The organism is Microbacterium sp. bgisy189, from assembly GCF_057707225.1.
In genome coordinates, this window is record NZ_JBYIPT010000001.1 from 507,586 (window position 1) to 525,947 (window position 18,362).

Sequence of the window (18,362 nt, forward strand, 5' to 3'; positions counted from 1 at the left end):
AGCACCGTGCCCAAGATTCTTGTCGTCGGAGGCGGCTACGCGGGCTTCTACACCGCGTGGAAGCTCGAGAAGCACCTCCGCAAGGGCGAAGCCGAAGTCACGATCGTCGACCCGCTGCCGTACATGACGTACCAGCCGTTCCTCCCCGAGGTCGCAGCCGGCGAGATCGAAGCACGCCACGTCATCGTCGGTCACCGTCGTCACCTCAAGAAGACGCGTGTGGTCACGGCCAAGGTCACCGGCATCGACCACGCGAACAAGACGGCGACCATCACGCCCGCCGACGGCGAGCCGTGGCAGGAGTCGTACGACCAGATCGTCGTCACCGCGGGTGCGGTCTCGCGCACCTTCCCGATCCCGGGCATCGCCGACAACGCGATCGGCCTGAAGACGATCGAAGAGGCCGTCGCGATCCGCGACCGCATCCTCACCAACTTCGACCGAGCCTCGAACCTCCCCGCCGGTCCCGAGCGCGATCGGCTGCTGACGACCGTCGTCGTCGGCGGTGGTTTCGCCGGCATCGAGGTGTTCGCCGAGACCCGTGCGCTGGCGTCGTCGCTGCTGAAGGACTACCCGCAGCTCCGCTTCGAAGACACGCACTTCCACCTGATCGAGGCGATGGGTCGCATCATGCCCGAGGTGTCGCTGCCGACGAGCGAGTGGGTCCTCAAGGACCTCGCCAAGCGCGGCGCGAACGTGCACCTCGACACCCAGGTCACCGGCGCTGTCGACGGCAACGTCGAACTGTCGACCGGTGAGGTCATCCCGACAGACCTGATCATCTGGACCGCCGGTGTCATGGCGAACCCGACCGTGGTGCGCGGCAGTGACCTGCCCGTCGAGGAGCGCGGTCGCATCGCGACCCGCGCAGACCTGCGCGTGGGTACCCCCGAGGCGTTCGTCGAGGGCGCATGGGCTGCCGGTGACGTCTCCGCCGTCCCCGACCTGAGCGGTGGCGGCGTGGGTGGGTACTGCGTGCCCAACGCACAGCACGCGGTGCGTCAGGCGAAGCTGCTCGCCAAGAACCTCGTCGCCGTCCTGCGCGGCGAACTGCCCCGCGAGTACGTGCACCACAACCTCGGTGCGGTCGCAGGTCTCGGTCTGTACAACGGCGTGTTCCAGTCCGGAAAGATCGCGCTCAAGGGCTTCCTGGCGTGGTGTGCACACCGGGGCTACCACGGCATGGCCATGCCGTCGTGGGAGCGCAAGTGGCGCGTCATCGGCGACTGGTGGCAGAACTTCTGGCTCGGCCGCGACAACGTGACCCTGCAGACGGTGCAGAACCCTCGATACGTGTTCGAAGAGTTCGCGGCCCGTCCGCGTCCGGCCGCCGGCGCGGCAGCCCCTGCGGCGAAGCCCGCCCCCGCGGCAGAGGCACCGAAGGATGCTGCGCCTGCAGCAGACAAGCCCGCCGCAGACAAGCCCGCAACCAAGAAGCCGGCGGCGAAGAAGGCAGCGAGCACGTCCAAGGCGGGCTGAGTCTGCCGGGCTAGGGTGGGCTCAGGCCCCCGTAGCCCAATGGCAGAGGCAGGCGACTTAAAATCGCTTCAGTCTGGGTTCGAGTCCCAGCGGGGGTACCGACACCCTGCGAAGGAGCGAACCGATGAGCCTCGACCTGCTGGCCGACGTTGCGGCTTCGCCGTCAGCCGATCTCGCGCAGCGATGGGCTGACCGCACCGCGGCCGTCTCCGGGTTGTCGGGGCCGGTCGCGACGATCGATGTCGATGCGCTGCGGTACAACGCGCCCGATCTGGTGGTCCGCTCCGGCGGCGTGCCGATCCGTGTGGCCAGCAAGTCGATCCGGGTGCGGCAGATTGTCGACGCGACACTCGCCCTCCCGGGGTATGCCGGCATCCTCGCCTTCACGCTGCCCGAGGCGCTGTGGCTCGCGGCCGACCACGACGACATCGTGCTCGGTTACCCCACGGTCGACCGGGCGGCGTTGGCGCAACTCGTCGGCGACGCCGATGCGTGCCGGCGGATCACGCTCATGGTCGACGACCCGGCGCAGCTGGATCTCATCGACGCCGTCGCTCGGCCCGGCTCGCGGCCAGAGGTGCGGGTCGCGATCGACGCCGATGCCTCGTGGCGTTCGCCCGTCCTCGGCCACGTCGGGGTGCGGCGATCGCCGCTGCACGACGCGGCGCAGGTCGCCCGATTCGCGCACACCATCGCCGACCGAGACGGCTTCAGGCTCGTCGGCCTCATGATGTACGAGGCGCAGATCGCGGGGCAGCCGGACGACACCGGCCCGGAGGCGCCGATCATCCGCTGGATGCAGCGGCGCAGTGCCGCCGAGCTCGTCGACCGGCGCGCGGCGATCGTCTCCGCCGTGCGCCAGAGTGCCGAGCTCGAGTTCGTCAACGGCGGGGGTACGGGATCGCTCGAATCGACGGCGGCCGACGAATCGGTCACCGAGACGACGGCGGGCAGCGGTCTGCTCGCCGGGCACCTGTTCGACCGATATCGGGCGTTCGATCCGGCGCCTGCCGCGGCCTTCGGACTCGAGGTCGTCCGCAAGCCCCTCGATGACATCGCAACGGTGCTGGGTGGCGGCTGGATCGCGTCGGGGCCTCCGCTCGCGTCCAGACAGCCGCTGCCGGTGTGGCCGATCGGCCTGTCGATGCTGCCCAGAGAGGGCGCCGGCGAGGTGCAGACCCCGCTGCAGGGCGCGTCGGCGCGCGGGCTGCGGGTGGGCGACCGGGTGTGGTTCCGGCATGCCAAGAGCGGTGAGCTCGCTGAGCGGGTCGACCGTTACCACCTCGTGCGTGGCGCCGAGGTGGTCGGTGAGAGTCGGACCTACCGGGGCGAAGGCAAGAGCTTCCTGTGACGCGACCGGGCGGCGAGTGGCAGAACTGGGGTCGCAGCGAACGAGTACGGCCGCAGCGCGTGGAGTTTCCGCCGACCGTCGCGGCCGTGCGACGGGCGGTGCGGGCTTCGGCGTCGCGTGGCATTCCGGTCAAGGCGATCGGCGCCGGGCACAGCTTCTCGGGCATCGCCGTCGCGCCGGGAACACTGCTGGACCTGTCCGACCTGTCCGGTCTGATCGACGTCGATCGGGAGCGCTCACGCGTCCGTCTGCTCGCCGGTACCCGTCTGCATCGCATCCCCGCGCTCCTTGCTCCCTATGGCCTCGCGATGGAGAATCTCGGCGATATCGACAGGCAGTCGATCTCGGGGGCGATCTCGACGGGCACCCACGGCACGGGCACGACGTTCGGCGGCATCGCGACGCAGATCGTCGGTGCGACGCTGGTCACGGCAGACGGCGAGCTGCTCACGGTCTCGGACGAGGAGCATCCTGAACTGCTGCCGGCGGTTGCGCTCGGCCTCGGGGCCCTCGGCGTGCTCGTCGACGTCACCGTCCAATGCGTGCCCGCGTTCACGTTGCACGCGATCGAGCGTCCCGAACCGCTCGCAGACGTCGTGTCCCATGTGGATGCGCGCATGGGCGGTGCCGATCACTTCGAGTTCTATTGGTTTCCGCACACCGACGTCGCCTTGACGAAGACGAACACACGCCGTTCAGCCGACACCCCGATCTCGCCGCAGCCGCCGCTCGCGAAGTGGGTCGATGACGTGTTCATCGGCGGCATCGCGCATCAGGCGGTGTGCTCGACCGGGAGAGCGATCCCCGCCCTCGTTCCCCGGATCAACCGACTCTCGGCGAAGGTGTGGGGCGACCGCACGTTCTCGAACGCATCGCACCGAGTCTTCGCCACAGCCCGCGGCGTCCGGTTCCGCGAGATGGAGTACGCGGTGCCGCTGTCCCGCCTCAGGGAGGCCTTCACCGCCGTGCAGCGCCTGATCGGCGAGCGAGGGTGGCGCATCGAGTTTCCCATCGAGGTGCGCGCGGCGGCAGCCGACGATCGCTGGATGTCGACCGCCCACGGTCGTGACACCGGGTACATCGCCGTGCACAGGTTCTGGCGGACCGATCCCTCCGAATACTTCGGCGCGGTCGAGGAGGCGCTGCTCGCGCACGACGGCCGCCCGCACTGGGGCAAGATGCACACGCTCGGGGCGGCGGCCCTGCAGGAGCGGTACCCGAGGTTCGACGAGTTCGTCGCGCTGCGCGACCGTCTCGACCCGTCGCGGGTCTTCCGCAACGCGTACCTCGACCGCGTCCTGGGTGGGTAACGGCTGGGAGTGGGCGTGCACCGGTGAGCGGTGTCCGGCTCGGCCGATAGCATGAAGGCAATACGAAGGGGAGTGCTATGGAGTGGCTGGTCCCGGTTCTGATCATCGTCGGTCTCGCGGTGATCGTCGGAATCTACCTGTGGGCGACGTACAACTCGCTCGTTTCGCTGAACGTGCGCGTCGATGAGGCATGGAGCGACATCACGGTGCAGCTCAAACGGCGTGCCGACCTGCTCCCCAACCTGATCGAGGCCGTCAAGGGCTACGCAGCGCACGAGAAGGCCGTCTTCGAGAACGTCACCCGTGCCCGCGCGGAGACCTTGTCCGCGTCGTCGCCGGGCGAGGCCGGAGTCGCCGAGGGACACATGCAGCAGGCGCTGAAGTCGCTGTTCGCCGTCGCTGAGGCCTACCCGCAGCTGCAGGCGAGCCAGAACTTCCTCCAGTTGCAGCACGCGGTCGTCGACACCGAAGACAAGATCCAGGCGTCGCGCCGGTTCTACAACGGCGGCGTTCGCGAACTGAACACGAAGATCAAGGTCTTCCCCAACAACCTGTTCGCGCGCAACCTCGGCTTCTCGGAGCGCGAGTTCTTCGAGGTCATCGACGGCGCAGCAATCGCCGAGCCCCCACGCATTCAATTCTGATGCGTGGCGGGGCGGCCTAGACGCAGCTCCCGATCGTGATCACGCTCAGTAAGCAGGAGGCGCGCCGCATCGCGGTGCGTGCCCAGCTGCTCGATGCGCACCGGCCGGACGGCATCGTCGAGACGGTGGCGGCGCTCAGCGCAGTGCAGATCGAACCGACGGCTGCGATCGCACCGAGCGCGCCGCTGATCCTCTGGAGCCGGATCGGCGGGCCGTTCGCGGCCGATGACCTGCGCCGCGCCGAAGAGGTCCAGCGCGACCTGTTCGAATGGGGCGGCTTCTATCGCGCAATGAGCGACCTGCCCCTGCTGCGGCACGAGATGGCCACGCGCCCGCGATACCGGGAGCCGCGCGAGTGGCTCGCGGCGAACGAGTCGTTCCGCCGTGACGTCCTCGATGCGCTCCGCGATCGGGGACCCCTCCATGCCGCCGAGATCGCAGACACGGCGCAGGTTTCGTGGCGCTCATCCGGCTGGACGAACAGTCGCAATGCGGGGCAGATGCTCGAGATCCTGGCGGCGATGGGGCAGGTCGCCATCGCCGACCGCGACCGGAAGGGGCGCCGCTTCGATCTCGCCGAGCGCGTGTACCCCGCCGATCTGCCCGACGTCGACGCCGAGACCGCGGCGTTCGAACGTGCCGACCGTCGGCTCGGCTCGCTCGGCATCGCGCGGGCCAAAGGGGTCGCGCAGCCGGGCGAGCCCGTCGATGTCGGCGAGATCGGTCTCGAGGCGACGGTCGAGGGCACACAGGGACGGTGGCGCGTCGATGCAGACACGCTGGCAGCGGTCGGCTCGTTCGCACCGCGCACCGCCCTGCTCTCGCCGTTCGACCGCCTGGTGTTCGATCGCGATCGACTGCTCGAGCTGTTCGATTTCGAGTACATCCTCGAGATGTACAAGCCGGCGGCCAAGCGCAGATGGGGCTTCTTCACCCTGCCGATCCTCCACGGCGATCGGTTCGTCGGAAAGCTCGACGCGAAGCGCGACGCGAAGGCCGGTGTGCTGCGCGTGCACGCCGTGCACGAAGATGTCCCGTTCGACGATGCGATGCAGGCTGACGTCGACGCGGAGATCTCAGCGCTGGGCGAGTGGCTCGGTGTCGAGGTCGCCGCAGGCTGACTCACACGCGGCGTTCGTGCCTCGGTGCTCCGAGCGCAGCGGCGAGGTCGTCCGCAGCGTCACCCCATCTGCCGACTGAGATCGACTCCAACCCTTGCCACGCGGCCGCGTCGCGAAGATGCGCGGCCAGCCGTCCGGGCGCATCGTCGAGCCTCGGCCCGGGTTCCCACCATGCGGACTGCACGAGCAGCGTGCGTGGGGAGCGGTCGGCCTTCAGATCGACGCGCCCGACGATGCGGTCGTCCATCAGGACCGGCAGTGAGTAATACCCGTACTGTCGCCTTGCCGCGGGCGTGTAGATCTCGATCCGGTAGTCGAGGTCGAACAGCCGCAGTGCCCGATCGCGGAACCAGACCACCGGGTCGAACGGGGTCAGGATCGTGGTGGCCGAGATGCGTCTGGGGCGCACCGCCTCGCGATGGCGCCACGCGGGCGCGGGCCGTCCCGCCACCGCCCAGCCATCGACGAGTACCGGTTCGAGTTCACCCGCGTCGACGAGGTCTCCGACGGCGCGCAGCATCGACTTGCGATCACGGATGCGCCAGTAGTCCGCGATGTCGGCGGCTGTGCCGACGCCGAGTGCGCGCGTCGCGCGGGACACCAGCGCACGCATCGCATCGTCTTCGGGCACCGGCGCTCGTTCGGCGTCGGTGAGCATCTGGTCTGCCAGGGCGTAGACGCGCTCGAACCCCCGCCGTCCCGCGATGGCGACCTCACCGAACATCCAGACGTGTTCGAGGGTGTTCTTCACGACGTCCCAGTCCCACCACGACCCCTTGGCGCGTCGTCGCAGGTCGTGGTCGAACTGCGCCGGACGCAGTGGCCCGCGCTCGGTCAGCTCCGCGCGCACCCACGCGGCGATGTCGGCGTGCCGGCCCAGAAACCCGTCGGGACCGCCGTAGCGTGCCCGCATCCGCCGCATCCTGAAGTCGAACAGACCCCAGTCCGCGCGCGGGATGAACGCGGCAACATGCGGGATGTACTCGACGTACGGCGAGCGCCGACGGAACAGCATCCGGTCGAGCAGCGCGGGGTCGTAGACGCCGAGACGTGAGAACAGGGGCACGTAATGCGACCGGGCGTACACGTTGACGGAATCGATCTGCAGCGTCTGCATCGTCGCCATCGCGACGCCGAGCTGTCGGGTGCCGGCCGAAGTCGGCGGCGTCTTCGCGAAGCCCTGCGCGGCCAGCGCGAGGTGGCGGGCGTCGGCCGAAGAGAGCGTGGTGGGCACGTCTTCACGGTAGCGGCGACCGCGGACACGCATGCCGATACGGGCACACCGCCGCGCCTAGACTGGCGAGGTGACAGGCTCCGACGAGACGCCGCGCGAGGGATTCTTCGGCGCGCTGCGTCGCCGCACGGTCTCGACCGACATCGGCGACGCCGTCCCGAAGGGCCTCCGCGTCGCGACCGCCTATTCGTGGCGACTGCTCGTCGTCGCGGCGGCCATCGGCGTCGGCATCTGGCTCGTCATCCAGCTCAAGCTGCTCATCATCCCGCTCCTGGTCGCGATCCTCGTCACGGCGCTCGTCTGGCCCGCGTTCACCTTCCTGCTGCGCCACCGAGTGCCGCGGTGGCTCGCCATCGTGATCTCGGTCATCGGCACCATCGCCGTCATCGCCGGCTTGCTGTGGCTCGCTGTCTGGCAGATCAGCCGGGAGTGGCCCAAAGTGCAGGCGAGCACCGTGACGGCGGTGAACGAGCTTCGGCAGTACCTCATCGACGGCCCGTTGCACCTCACGACGCAGCAGATCGATGACCTGCTCGCACAGGGGCTCTCCCTCCTGCAGCAGCAGGTCGAGCTGCTGTGGTCGGGTGCACTCGCCATCGGCAGCACCGTCGGTCACGTCGCGACGGGCACCCTGCTCGCGATCTTCATTCTGCTGTGCACGCTCGCCGACGGCGCCGGCATCTGGCGCTGGACGGTGCGACTGTTTCCGCAGCGCGCACGGCCCGCGGTCGACGGTGCGGGGCGCACGGGGTGGGTCACCGTCGTCAACTACGCCCGGACGCAACTGCTGGTCGCCACGATCGATGCCATCGGGATCGGACTCGGGGCGTTCCTGCTCGGCGTGCCCCTCGCGATCCCCGTCGGTGTGCTCGTGTTCCTGGGCGCGTTCATCCCCTTCGTCGGCGCCGTCGTCACCGGTGCCCTCGCCGTCTTCCTCGCCCTCGTCTACAACGGCCCGTGGATCGCGTTCTGGATGCTCATCGTCGTCCTCGGCGTGCAGCAGCTCGAAGGGCACGTGCTCCAGCCGCTGCTCATGGGCTCGGCGGTCAAGGTGCACCCGCTCGCGGTCGTGCTGGTCGTCGCCGGCGGCGCGATGATCGCCGGCATCCCCGGCGCACTGTTCGCGGTGCCGCTGGCCGCTTTCGTCAACGTCGTCTGGATCTACCTGTCCCGCAGAGGATGGGAGACCGGAGCGAGACCTCGACCCGAAGAGGTCATCTGGAGCACCGTTCCACGCAGCAGGAGGATCACCGCGTGAGCAATCCCACCCTGGCGGAGTTCGAGCAGGCCGCAGCCTTCCTCGCCGACGTCATCACGGCGACCCCGATCGACGAATCCGAGCACCTCACGGGTGTGCTCGGCCAACCGGTCTACCTGAAGCTCGAGAACATGCAACGCACCGGCTCGTTCAAGATCCGCGGTGCCGCCTACCGACTCTCGCAGCTCACGGCCGAGGAACGCGCCCGCGGTGTGGTCGCCGCATCCGCGGGTAACCACGCCCAGGGCGTGGCGCGCGCGGCCCACCAGCTCGGCATTCCCGCGACGATCTTCATGCCGCTCGGGGTGCCGGTGCCGAAGCTCCTCGCGACCCGCAGCTACGGCGCCGACGTCGTGCTGGAGGGCCCGACCGTCGAGACGCCGCTGCGGCTCGCCGCGGAGTTCGCGGAGCGCACCGGCGCCGTGCTCATCCACCCGTACGACCACCGCGACGTCATCATCGGGCAGGGCACCCTCGGACTCGAAGTGTTCGACGCCGTCCCCGACGTCGAGACGGTGCTCGTCGGGATCGGCGGCGGCGGACTCATCGCCGGCGTCGCGGCAGCCGTCAAGGCGCGGGCAGCGGCCGCCGGACGCGTCGTGCGCGTCATCGGTGTGCAGGCGGAGAACTCCGCGGCCTACCCGTCGTCGCTGCGGGCGGGCGAGCCCGTCACCGTTGAGACCACGCCGACGATCGCCGACGGCATCGCGGTCGCGCGCCCCGGTGATGTTCCGTTCGATGTGATCCGCGACCTCGTCGACGAGGTCGTCACCGTCACCGACGACGACATCGCGCGCGCGATCGTGGTGCTGCTCGAGCGGGCCAAGCAGGTCGTCGAGCCGGCCGGTGCCGTCGGCGTGGCGGCGATCCTGGCTGGCAAAGTGCACGCTTCAGGCCCGACCGTCACGGTGGTCTCCGGGGGCAACATCGATCCCCTGCTGCTGCAGCGCGTCGTCTCGCACGGTCTCGCGGCATCCGGGCGCTACATGACGCTGCAGATTCCGCTGCCCGATCGTCCGGGGCAGCTCGCGCGTGTCTCCGAACTGCTCGCGATCGCGGGCGCGAACGTCATCGAAGTGCTGCACACCCGGCACGGGCAAGGCCTGCAGATCAGCGAGGTGATCCTGCAGCTGAGCGTCGAGACGCGCGGCGAGGAGCACCGCGCGCGCACCATCGAGATCCTCGAAGAGGCCGGCTTCGCGCCGAGGGTGATGCCCGACTGAGTCGTGCTCAGCCGGTGTAGGTCTCGACCTTGACGACCTCGACGGCGATCTCACGCCCGTTGGGGGCCGTGTACGAGCCCTTGTCGCCCTCCTTGAGGCCGAGGATGGCAGCGCCCAGGGGAGAGGCTTCGCTGTAGACGTCGAGGTCGGTGCCCGACGCGATCTCGCGGTTGCCGAGCAGGAACACCTCTTCGTCGCCGGCGATGAGGGCCGTCACGACCGTGCCGGGCTCCACGATGCCGGTCGAGGTTGGGGCATCGCCGACCTTGGCGTGCTTGAGCAGGTGCTGAAGGGTGCGGATGCGCGCCTCCTGCTTGCCCTGCTCGTCCTTGGCGGCGTGGTAGCCGCCGTTCTCCTTGAGGTCGCCTTCTTCGCGCGCCGCCTCGATGCGCTTCGCGATCTCCTCGCGTCCCGTCGTCGACAGCTCCTCGAGCTCCGCGACGAGGCGGTCGTAAGCGTCCTGGGTGAGGAAGGTCACCTGTGCGTCGTTCGACACGTCGTCTCCTTCAAGCGTGATCGGTGCGTAAATCGAACGCCCCGGCACCAGGCCGGGGCGTGCAGTTCCCGGTCAGTTTAGGGGATCCAGCAGGAGGTGACCAAACCGGTCGTCGCCTCGGAGACGGTCGGGATGGTCTCCGAGAAGCGGCGGGTGTGGGCGTCGGTCGCGCCGTATTCGACGACGCGCCAGCCCACGACGCCGTGCTCCGCATCCTGCGCCTCGATCGCGCACGCGTAGGCGGTGCCCGGGTTCGCAACCACCTGGAACTCGACCGTCACCGCATGCTCGTCGAGATCGTGGAACCCAAGGGTGTCGTAGTCGACCGACCGCATGGCGTTGCTGACGGTCGACCAGGCCACCCAGCCCACCACGGCGGCGACGAGCACCGCGACGACCACCCACACGGCTCGGCGTGCACCGGAGACGGGGCCGCGCCCGTACCGGTCGGCGAGGCGCTCTGCGGTGGTCTGTGCGGTGCTCATCGGCATCCCCCGGGGAGATTAGGCTGGTGATACCAGGCTAGGCGTTCGGAAAGCGGGTCGAAGACACATGGGAACACTGATCGCGTTGGTGGCGGCCACCCCGACTCCGACGCCGACTCCCACGATCGATCCCGACCAGGTCACCCCCGGTGTCGCAGGCTTCATCGGCATCGCCGTGATCGCCGCCGCGGTCGTGTTCCTGCTGATCGACATGTTGCGTCGTGTGCGCCGCGCGGGCTACCGCATCGATGTGCGTGAGGAACTCGACGCGGAGGAGGCCGCACGCACGGAGGCTGACGGTGACGCCTCGGCGACGGGCGACGCGGGCGGCGTCAGCCCGGAATCCCCAGCGAAGGACTGAGCGGCGCGAGCCCGATCAGCAGGCACGCGGTCCAGTGGCACAGGAACGCGAGCACGGTGCACACGTGGAAGATCTCGTGGAAGCCGAAGTGCCCCGGCCACGGGTTCGGGCGCTTGAGCGCGTACACGATCGCGCCCCCCGTGTAGAGCAGGCCGCCGACGATCACGAGCACCATCATGGGGACACTCGCCTGCAGCAGGTCGACGAGGTACATCACCGCGGCCCAACCGAGCAGCAGGTACAGCGCGACGTACAGCCAGCGGGGCGCGTGGATCCAGAAGACGCGGAACAGGATGCCGAGAAGGGCTCCCGACCACACCAGGATCAGCAGCAGCAGTCCCTTGTCGGGCGTGAGCGCGAGCACCGCCAGCGGCGTGTACGTGCCGGCGATCAGCAGCAGGATGTTGGCGTGGTCGATGCGCTTGAGGATGACCTTCGTCTTCGGACCCCAGTCGAAACGGTGGTAGAGGGCGGAGTTGCCGAACAGGAGGAGCGAGGTCGCCATGAAGACGGCCGCAGCCCACTTGCCGGGCGTGCCCTCTGTCAACACGATCAGCACGATGCCCGCAGCGATCGCGATGGGGAACGTGGCCGCGTGGATCCAGCCGCGCCAGGTCGGTTTCAGCTCGACCTGCGAACTCGCGGCGGCAGCATCGATCAGCGGAAGTTGGGGCATCTCGACGCCGTCGGGCGTGTCGTGTCGTGTCACCCTCCGAGCCTACGCGCGAGCGTATGCCGGCGGATACATGCCAGCGCCGCGGCGGGTGCCCTGCGCGGGTGCAGCGCGATAGCGTAGGGCGGGTGAGCATCGAGCCATCCGGACGCGGCAAGGGCCTGCTGTACCGCCTGTACGGGTCGCGTCTGCGCCGATCGCTCACCCCCGAGACGGTGCCGCACCACGTCGCGATGATGATCGACGGCAATCGCAGGTGGGCACGGCAGGCGGGGTATGCGACCGTCTCCCACGGGCACCGTGCCGGGGCTGCGAAGATGCACGAATTCCTGCGCTGGTGCGACGACCTCGGCATCCGCGTCGTCTCGCTGTATCTGCTCTCGAACGACAACCTGCGCAAGCGCGATTCGGCCGAATTATCGGACCTGATCGAGATCATCGCAGAACTCGCCGATGAGCTCTCGCAGGAGCCCGGATGGCGCGTCCGGCACGTCGGTCGCGTCGAGGGACTTCCGGCCGATCTGGCGCGGGTCCTGGCACAGGCGGAGGAGCGCACCGCGGGCAACACGGGACTGCACGTGAATCTGGCGGTCGGCTACGGTGGCCGTGGCGAGATCGTCGATGCCGTCCGCAGCATCATCGCCAACCACGACAAGAGCGGCGGTTCGCTCGAGGAATTGGCCGCGAGTCTCACCCCCGAGCAGATCGGCGAGCATCTCTACACGGGTGGGCTGCCCGACCCCGACCTCGTGATCCGCACGTCGGGGGAGCAGCGGCTGAGCGACTTCCTGCTGTGGCAGTCCGCGCACAGCGAGTTCTACTTCGTCGAGGCGCTCGGCCCAGATCTCCGCGAGGTGGATTTCTTGCGTGCCATCCGCGACTTCGCGACGCGGGATCGCCGGTACGGCGGCTGACGTGCCGGTGCGAACACCCGCGTGCCAGAATCGAAATCGTGTCTGATCTCGAGACATACCTGGCATCGTTCGATGCCGAGCCCGGCTACCTGAACTGGGCGGCCTTCGGTCCGCTCTCACCCGCGGTGCGCGCGGAGGCCCATGCCGACGCCGAGCTGCTGGGCACGGGGCGGCGTTCGGGCATCGAGCTCGTCTCCGCACGGGCGGCCGAAGCGAGGGGGCTGCTCGCCGACCAGCTGGGTGTGGATGCCGACGATGTCACGCTGCAGCCGTCGACGTCGACGGGACTCCAGCACGCGTTCGCGGGGCTGGAGGGCACCGTGCTGCTCTCGCCGCGGGAGTTCCCCTCGGTGACGGTCGGCGCCCGCCGGGCACAGGACATGCGCGGGCGCCTTCGCGTGGCCCCGATCGACGCGCCCGACGGGTTCGTCACAGCGGATGCGGTGCGCGAGGCGCTCACCGACGACGTGACCGCCGTCGCCGTCAGCGCCGTCGACTATCGCACCGGGTACCTCGTCGACCTGCCCGCCCTGCGTGAGGTCGTCGGTGACCGACTGCTTATCGTGGACGCCGTCCAGGCGTTCGGTGTCGTCGACGCCGACTGGGCCGCAGCCGACGTCGTCTGCGGCAACGGCTACAAGTGGCTTCGCGCGGGCCGCGGGACCGGCTTCGCCTCGTTCTCAGCACGTGCGCGCGAGCGGATCGAGCCCGTCCTGTCGGGGTTCGCCGGCATGGACGGCGACCTCTCCGACACGGAGGTGCAGCCGCCGTTGCCCGGTGCAGCCGCCTATGTCGTCTCGCCGCCCGACCCACTCGCCGCCGCGAGGCTCGCGACTGCCGTCCGCGAGATCGCGGGCGTCGGCGTCGATGCGATCGCAGTCGAGCTGCGCCGGCGCGCTGACGACGTGTTCGCACTCGCTGACCGGTACGGCGTGCCCGTCCTCACCCCGCGTGACCGCCACGCCGGCATCGTCACGCTCGTGCCAGGCCCGCAGAACGCCGCACCGCTGGGCGCGGCCCTCGCGAACCACGGCGTGACCGCGACGGCCCGCGGTGGCACCATCCGCATCTCGTCGCACGCGGGGACCGGTGCAGACGCGTTGCGCCTCCTCGGCGACGCCCTCGCCGAGGTGTCGGCCGCGCGTGCGCACACCGCCGTGGTCGCCCCGACGGATCGTTAACCTGCCTGTCATCGAATCGCCGCGTGTCGGACGCGCGTCCGATCGCACCGGCACCGTACGGTCATCACATCGGGCAAGGAGCCCGTTCGAGTCGGCCATTCACGACTCGTGACCCTGGTCGACTCGTGACAGCCGGGTGATCCACCCGGGGCGGGAGTGGGTTGTGACCACACGAGCAGAGAACCAGCGCCGCGTCATCGAACGTGCAGGGGAGCGCGACCATCTCGACCAGGATCTGCGGACCTACGTGCTCGACACGTCGGTGCTGCTGAGCGATCCGCGAGCGTTCTTCCGCTTCGCCGAGCATTCGGTCGTCGTCCCGGTTGTCGTCGTCTCCGAACTCGAGGGCAAACGACACGACCCCGAGATCGGCTACTTCGCCCGCCAGGCGCTCCGTCACCTCGACGAGTTGCGCGTCGAGCACGGCCGCCTCGACTTCCCGGTGCCGGTCGGCGACGGTGGGACGCTCCGTGTCGAGCTCACGAACACCGATCCCACCGTGCTGCCGGCCGGCATGCGGCTGGGCGACAACGACACCCGCATCCTCGCCGTTGCGATGCACCTCAGCCAAGACGGCCAGGAAGTCACGGTCGTCTCGAAGGACCTGCCGATGCGCGTGAAGGCCGCCTCCCTCGGCATCCACGCGGAGGAGTACCTCGCCGAGCAGGCCGTCGATTCGGGGTGGACCGGCATCGCCGAACTCAACATCTCGGGCGACGAGGTCAGCGACCTCTATGAAAGCGAAGTCGCCATCAGCGAGGAGGTGCGCGGCCTTCCGGTGAACACCGGGCTGATCGTCCACTCCGAGCGCGGCTCGGCGCTCGGCCGCGTCACCGGCGACGGCACCTTCCGACTGGTCCGGGGTGACCGCGACGTGTTCGGCCTGCACGGTCGCTCGGCCGAGCAGCGCATCGCGATCGATCTGCTGCTCGACCCCGAGGTCGGCATCGTGTCCCTCGGCGGCCGCGCCGGCACGGGAAAGTCGGCGCTCGCATTGTGCGCGGGGCTGGAAGCCGTGCTGGAGCGTCAGGAGCAGAAGCGGATCATCGTGTTCCGGCCGCTGTTCGCCGTCGGCGGGCAGGAGCTCGGCTACCTGCCGGGAGACCAGTCCGAGAAGATGAACCCCTGGGGGCAGGCCGTCTTCGACACGCTCGGGTCGGTCGTCTCGGGCAATGTGCTCGAAGAGGTCACCGCGCGCGGCATGCTCGAAGTGCTGCCGCTCACCCACATCCGCGGCCGGTCACTGCACGACGCGTTCGTGATCGTGGATGAGGCGCAGTCGCTCGAGCGCAATGTGCTGCTGACCGTCCTCAGCCGCATCGGGCAGAACTCCCGCGTGGTGCTCACCCACGATGTCGGGCAACGCGACAACCTGCGTGTCGGCCGTCACGACGGCATCGCGTCGGTCATCGAGACGCTCAAGGGCCACGGCCTGTTCGGACACGTGACCCTGGTGCGCTCGGAGCGTTCGGCGATCGCGGCCCTCGTGACCGACCTGCTGGAGCAGGGCGAGCTCAGCTGACCTCACCTGACAGCGGCCCTCGGCGAACGCGCCGGGGGCCGCTTCACGTCACTCCCAGCGGTATCCCTCGCCGCGGACGGTCACGATGTGGTCCGAGCCGAGTTTGGCGCGCAAGTACCGCACGTAGACGTCGACGACGTTCGAGCCCGGGTCGAAGTCGAGCCCCCACACGCGGCTGAGCAGCACTTCGCGGGTCATGACTTCACCCGCGTGGCGCAGGAATTGCTCCGCCAGCGCGAACTCGCGTGCCGACAGATCGACCTCCTTGCCGGCGACTGTGGCGCGGCGGGCGAGGATGTCGAGTGTCACTTCGCCGCGACTGACCACCACCGGGGCTGCAGCGCTGCGCTCGCGCAGACGCGATCGCACCCGGGCCAGCAGTTCGGCGACCGCGAACGGCTTCGGCATGTAGTCGCTCGCCCCCGCATCCAGGCCTTCGATCGTGTCGTCGGTGCCGCTGCGTGCGGTCAGCATGATGACGGGCACACTGCTGCCGGCGGTCCGCAGGTTGCGCAGCACCTCGAAGCCGTCCATCCCCGGCAGTCCCACGTCGAGGATGATGAGGTCGACGTCCTCACCGAGCGCGATGGCGAGCGCATCGGTGCCGTCCTCGGCCACGAGGGTGTCGTAGCCTTCGCCACGCAGGCCGCGGGTGACGAGCGAGACGATATGGGGTTCGTCATCGACGACGAGGATGCGTGTCATTCCGTGGACTCCCGCTGGAGAAGGACATCGCCCGCCCGCACCGGTGCGGGCAGTGCCGCCTCGGTGCCGATGGGGATCTCAAGGGTGAAGGTGGCTCCGCCACCGGGGGTGTCGGCGATGGCGCAGTGGCCGCCGTGTGCCTTGGCGATCGCATCGACGATCGCCAAACCCAATCCTGACCCGCCGACGGTGCGTTTGCCACCACCGCGATCGAATCGTCGGAAGATGCGGTGCCGCATCGCCGGGGGAATGCCCGGCCCGTGGTCGCGAACCCACAGTTGCGCACCGCTCGCATGCAGAGCGCTGCCGATGCGGATCGTCGTCCCCTCGGGGGTGTACTTCGCGGCGTTGTCGGCGAGTGCGAGCCACGCCTGCAGCAGTCGGTCTCGATCGCCGCGCACGGCGCCCTCGGCTGTCTGCTCGACGGCCCAGGAGTGGCCGGGGATGACGGTGACCATCTCGGACAGGCGCTGGGTCAGCGCCGCAAGGTCCACCGTGCCGAACGAGAAGCGGTCGGTCTCGACGGCCGCGAGCAGGTCGATGTCGCCGATGAGACGTGTCATGCGGTCCAGTTCGGCGATGCCGATCGCACGGATGGCCGCCACGTCGTCGCTGTCGGCGGCATCCATCACCTCGAGGTGGCCGCGCACGATCGTGATGGGGGTCTTCAATTCGTGCCGCACATCGTCGAGCAGCCGACGCTGCGCCGCGAACGAACTGTCCGCGTGGTCGACGCCGGGGGAGGGCTGCGCCGGATGCTGGAGCACAGCCCACCCGACGACGCCGACGATCGCAACCGTCACCACGCCGCCCACGGCACAGATGGCGAGCGCGACCCACGTCGGCCCGCCTGCGGTGATCACGATCAGCAGGATCGCGGTCGCCAACGCCACCCATGCGGCCGTGACGGCGACCAGCAGCCCCAGCCCTGGGGTGCGGCGCCATCCAGACGTCAGTCGGCTCACCCTCCGATTATCAACCCGGGTGGGTCATCGACAGCAGATCGAGCTTCTCGTCGAGCTGCTGCTCGGTCAGTTCGCCGCGCTCGACGTAACCCAGATCGATGACCGCCTCGCGCACCGTGATGCCCTTGGTGACCGAGTGCTTGGCGATCTTCGCGGCCGCCTCGTAGCCGATCAGCTTGTTGAGGGGCGTGACGATCGACGGCGACATGCCCGCGTACGCGGCGGCGCGCTCGACGTTCGCTTCGAGCCCGTCGACGGTCTTGTCGGCCAGCACGCGCATCGCGTTCGAGAGCAGTCGGATCGACTCGAGCAGCGCCGTTCCCATGACCGGGATCGCGACGTTGAGTTCGAACGAGCCCGAAGCGCCGGCCCACGCGACCGTGGCGTCGTTTCCGATGACGCGGGCGCACACCATGAGCGTCGCCTCGGGGACGACCGGATTGACCTTGCCGGGCATGATCGACGAGCCGGGCTGCAGGTCGGGGATGTGCAGCTCCCCGAGACCGGTGTTGGGGCCTGAGCCCATCCAGCGGATGTCGTTGTTGATCTTCGTGAGCGACACCGCGATCGTCCGCAGCGCCCCTGAGGTCTCGACCAGGCCGTCGCGGTTGGCCTGCGCTTCGAAGTGGTCCTTCGCCTCGGTGACGGGGAGTTCGGTCTCGCCGGCGAGCAGCTCGATGACCTTCTGCGGAAACCCGAGCGGCGTGTTGATGCCGGTGCCGACGGCCGTGCCGCCCAGGGGCACCTCGGCCACACGGGGGAGCACCGCCTGCACGCGCTCGATGCCCAGGCGCATCTGGCGGGCGTAACCGCCGAACTCCTGGCCGAGCGTGACGGGCGTCGCGTCCATCAGGTGCGTGCGGCCCGACTTCACGGTCGACTTCCACAGCTCGGCCTTGGCCTCGAGGGCGACCGAGAGGTGGTCGAGGGCGGGGATCAGGTCGTCGATCAGCGCCTGCGTGACCGCGATGTGCACCGAGGTCGGGAACACGTCGTTGGAGGACTGCGACGCGTTGACGTGGTCGTTCGGGTGCACCGGTGCACCGAGGATGCGGGTCGCGAGGGTCGCGAGCACCTCGTTCATGTTCATGTTCGACGAGGTGCCGGAGCCGGTCTGGTAGGTGTCGACCGGGAAGTGCTCGTCGAGACCGCCGGCGATGACCTCGTCGGCCGCAGCCGCGATCGCGTCGGCGATGGCGGGGTCGAGTGTGCCGAGCTCCTTGTTCGCGAGCGCCGCGGCCTTCTTGATGCGCGCCAGCGCGGCGATCTGCGTCGACTCGAGCCCCGATCCCGAGATCGGGAAGTTCTCCACCGCACGCTGGGTCTGGGCGGCGTACAGGGCATCCTTCGGAACGCGCACCTCGCCCATCGTGTCGTGTTCGATGCGGTACTCGATGTCGGTCATGGCGGTCACGTCCTCGTTTCCTGGGGGTGCGGTGT

18 protein-coding genes and 1 tRNA gene are annotated in these 18,362 nt (G+C 69.2%); 12 read left to right on the forward strand and 7 right to left on the reverse strand.

The genetic code is table 11. The annotated features are described in order from the left end of the window. Positions 1–6 precede the first annotated feature (6 nt). From AC3ENX_RS02430 to AC3ENX_RS02455, 6 genes are all read left to right on the forward strand, one after another. Positions 7–1,479 carry an NAD(P)/FAD-dependent oxidoreductase gene (locus AC3ENX_RS02430; protein WP_434810384.1) on the forward strand — a complete coding sequence of 491 codons (1,473 nt, stop codon included), beginning with the start codon at positions 7–9 and terminating at the stop codon, positions 1,477–1,479. A gap of 25 nt (positions 1,480–1,504) precedes the next feature. Then, positions 1,505–1,577 (forward strand) — tRNA-Leu (locus AC3ENX_RS02435). 26 nt (positions 1,578–1,603) lie between these two features. Beyond that, on the forward strand, positions 1,604–2,830 hold the full coding sequence (locus AC3ENX_RS02440; protein ID WP_434810240.1) for an alanine racemase: 1,227 nt from the start codon (positions 1,604–1,606) through the stop codon (positions 2,828–2,830). Beyond that, the gene (locus AC3ENX_RS02445; protein ID WP_434810241.1) at positions 2,827–4,140 is read left to right on the forward strand and encodes a D-arabinono-1,4-lactone oxidase; all 1,314 of its coding nucleotides are present in this window, start codon (positions 2,827–2,829) and stop codon (positions 4,138–4,140) included. Before AC3ENX_RS02440 ends, AC3ENX_RS02445 begins: the two co-directional genes overlap by 4 nt. A 77-nt stretch (positions 4,141–4,217) precedes the next feature. After that, on the forward strand, positions 4,218–4,784 hold the full coding sequence (locus AC3ENX_RS02450; RefSeq protein ID WP_434810242.1) for a LemA family protein: 567 nt from the start codon (positions 4,218–4,220) through the stop codon (positions 4,782–4,784). Between the two features lie 35 nt (positions 4,785–4,819). Then, positions 4,820–5,905, forward strand: a complete 1,086-nt coding sequence (locus AC3ENX_RS02455; RefSeq protein ID WP_434810243.1) for a DNA glycosylase AlkZ-like family protein — start codon at positions 4,820–4,822, stop codon at positions 5,903–5,905. A gap of 1 nt (position 5,906) precedes the next feature. On the opposite strand, the gene AC3ENX_RS02460 is transcribed toward AC3ENX_RS02455, so the two are convergent. Then, positions 5,907–7,139 (reverse strand): winged helix-turn-helix domain-containing protein, encoded by a 1,233-nt coding sequence (locus AC3ENX_RS02460; RefSeq protein ID WP_434810244.1) that lies wholly within the window; start codon positions 7,137–7,139, stop codon positions 5,907–5,909. Between the two features lie 70 nt (positions 7,140–7,209). On the opposite strand from AC3ENX_RS02460, the gene AC3ENX_RS02465 reads away from it, so the two are divergent. Next, complete coding sequence (locus AC3ENX_RS02465) at positions 7,210–8,397, forward strand: AI-2E family transporter (protein ID WP_434810245.1); 1,188 nt, start codon at positions 7,210–7,212, stop codon at positions 8,395–8,397. After that, the gene (gene ilvA / locus AC3ENX_RS02470) at positions 8,394–9,620 is read left to right on the forward strand and encodes a threonine ammonia-lyase (protein ID WP_434810246.1); all 1,227 of its coding nucleotides are present in this window, start codon (positions 8,394–8,396) and stop codon (positions 9,618–9,620) included. Before AC3ENX_RS02465 ends, ilvA begins: the two co-directional genes overlap by 4 nt. Positions 9,621–9,627: 7 nt before the next feature. Here ilvA and greA read toward each other — a convergent pair whose 3' ends face one another. Beyond that, positions 9,628–10,116, reverse strand: coding sequence for a transcription elongation factor GreA (greA, locus tag AC3ENX_RS02475; RefSeq protein WP_434810247.1), 489 nt, complete (start codon positions 10,114–10,116; stop codon positions 9,628–9,630). Between the two features lie 77 nt (positions 10,117–10,193). Further along, the gene (locus AC3ENX_RS02480; protein ID WP_434810248.1) at positions 10,194–10,601 is read right to left on the reverse strand and encodes a DUF4307 domain-containing protein; all 408 of its coding nucleotides are present in this window, start codon (positions 10,599–10,601) and stop codon (positions 10,194–10,196) included. A 67-nt stretch (positions 10,602–10,668) separates the two neighbouring features. Between AC3ENX_RS02480 and AC3ENX_RS02485 the strand changes: the two genes are divergently transcribed. Beyond that, positions 10,669–10,962: a hypothetical protein gene (locus AC3ENX_RS02485; RefSeq protein WP_434810249.1), complete on the forward strand. Its 294-nt coding sequence runs from the start codon at positions 10,669–10,671 to the stop codon at positions 10,960–10,962. Here AC3ENX_RS02485 and trhA read toward each other — a convergent pair. Continuing rightward, positions 10,934–11,638, reverse strand: a complete 705-nt coding sequence (gene trhA, locus AC3ENX_RS02490; RefSeq protein ID WP_434810385.1) for a PAQR family membrane homeostasis protein TrhA — start codon at positions 11,636–11,638, stop codon at positions 10,934–10,936. The two genes, AC3ENX_RS02485 and trhA, sit on opposite strands and share 29 nt — an antisense overlap. A gap of 125 nt (positions 11,639–11,763) precedes the next feature. Between trhA and AC3ENX_RS02495 the strand changes: the two genes are divergently transcribed. The 3 genes from AC3ENX_RS02495 (at position 11,764) to phoH2 (ending at position 15,252) form a co-directional block, all read left to right on the forward strand. After that, entirely contained in the window at positions 11,764–12,549 is a 786-nt protein-coding gene (locus AC3ENX_RS02495) for an isoprenyl transferase (protein ID WP_434810250.1), read from the forward strand. A gap of 38 nt (positions 12,550–12,587) precedes the next feature. Next, positions 12,588–13,730, forward strand: coding sequence for an aminotransferase class V-fold PLP-dependent enzyme (locus AC3ENX_RS02500; protein WP_434810251.1), 1,143 nt, complete (start codon positions 12,588–12,590; stop codon positions 13,728–13,730). Positions 13,731–13,893: 163 nt separating this feature from the next. Further along, entirely contained in the window at positions 13,894–15,252 is a 1,359-nt protein-coding gene (gene phoH2, locus AC3ENX_RS02505) for an RNA 5'-3' helicase PhoH2 (protein WP_434810252.1), read from the forward strand. 48 nt (positions 15,253–15,300) lie between these two features. Here the strand turns inward: phoH2 and AC3ENX_RS02510 are convergent, their stop codons facing one another. The 3 genes from AC3ENX_RS02510 to AC3ENX_RS02520 are packed head-to-tail and all read right to left on the reverse strand — an operon-like array spanning position 15,301 to position 18,327. Further along, the gene (locus AC3ENX_RS02510; protein ID WP_434810253.1) at positions 15,301–15,957 is read right to left on the reverse strand and encodes a response regulator transcription factor; all 657 of its coding nucleotides are present in this window, start codon (positions 15,955–15,957) and stop codon (positions 15,301–15,303) included. Beyond that, positions 15,954–16,922: a sensor histidine kinase gene (locus AC3ENX_RS02515; RefSeq protein ID WP_434810254.1), complete on the reverse strand. Its 969-nt coding sequence runs from the start codon at positions 16,920–16,922 to the stop codon at positions 15,954–15,956. Before AC3ENX_RS02515 ends, AC3ENX_RS02510 begins: the two co-directional genes overlap by 4 nt. Before the next feature lie 10 nt (positions 16,923–16,932). Continuing rightward, positions 16,933–18,327 (reverse strand): class II fumarate hydratase, encoded by a 1,395-nt coding sequence (locus AC3ENX_RS02520; protein WP_434810386.1) that lies wholly within the window; start codon positions 18,325–18,327, stop codon positions 16,933–16,935. Positions 18,328–18,362: the final 35 nt, after the last annotated feature.

Excerpts from the sequence above, each read along its gene's own strand:
- AC3ENX_RS02480 (WP_434810248.1), bottom strand. The coding sequence starts at position 10,601 with ATGAGCACCGCACAGACCACCGCAGAGCGCCTCGCCGACCGGTACGGG.
- AC3ENX_RS02510 (WP_434810253.1), bottom strand. The coding sequence starts at position 15,957 with ATGACACGCATCCTCGTCGTCGATGACGAACCCCATATCGTCTCGCTC.
- AC3ENX_RS02520 (WP_434810386.1), bottom strand. The coding sequence starts at position 18,327 with ATGACCGACATCGAGTACCGCATCGAACACGACACGATGGGCGAGGTG.
- AC3ENX_RS02450 (WP_434810242.1), top strand. The coding sequence starts at position 4,218 with ATGGAGTGGCTGGTCCCGGTTCTGATCATCGTCGGTCTCGCGGTGATC.
- AC3ENX_RS02440 (WP_434810240.1), top strand. The coding sequence starts at position 1,604 with ATGAGCCTCGACCTGCTGGCCGACGTTGCGGCTTCGCCGTCAGCCGAT.
- AC3ENX_RS02485 (WP_434810249.1), top strand. The coding sequence starts at position 10,669 with ATGGGAACACTGATCGCGTTGGTGGCGGCCACCCCGACTCCGACGCCG.
- trhA (WP_434810385.1), bottom strand. The coding sequence starts at position 11,638 with ATGCCCCAACTTCCGCTGATCGATGCTGCCGCCGCGAGTTCGCAGGTC.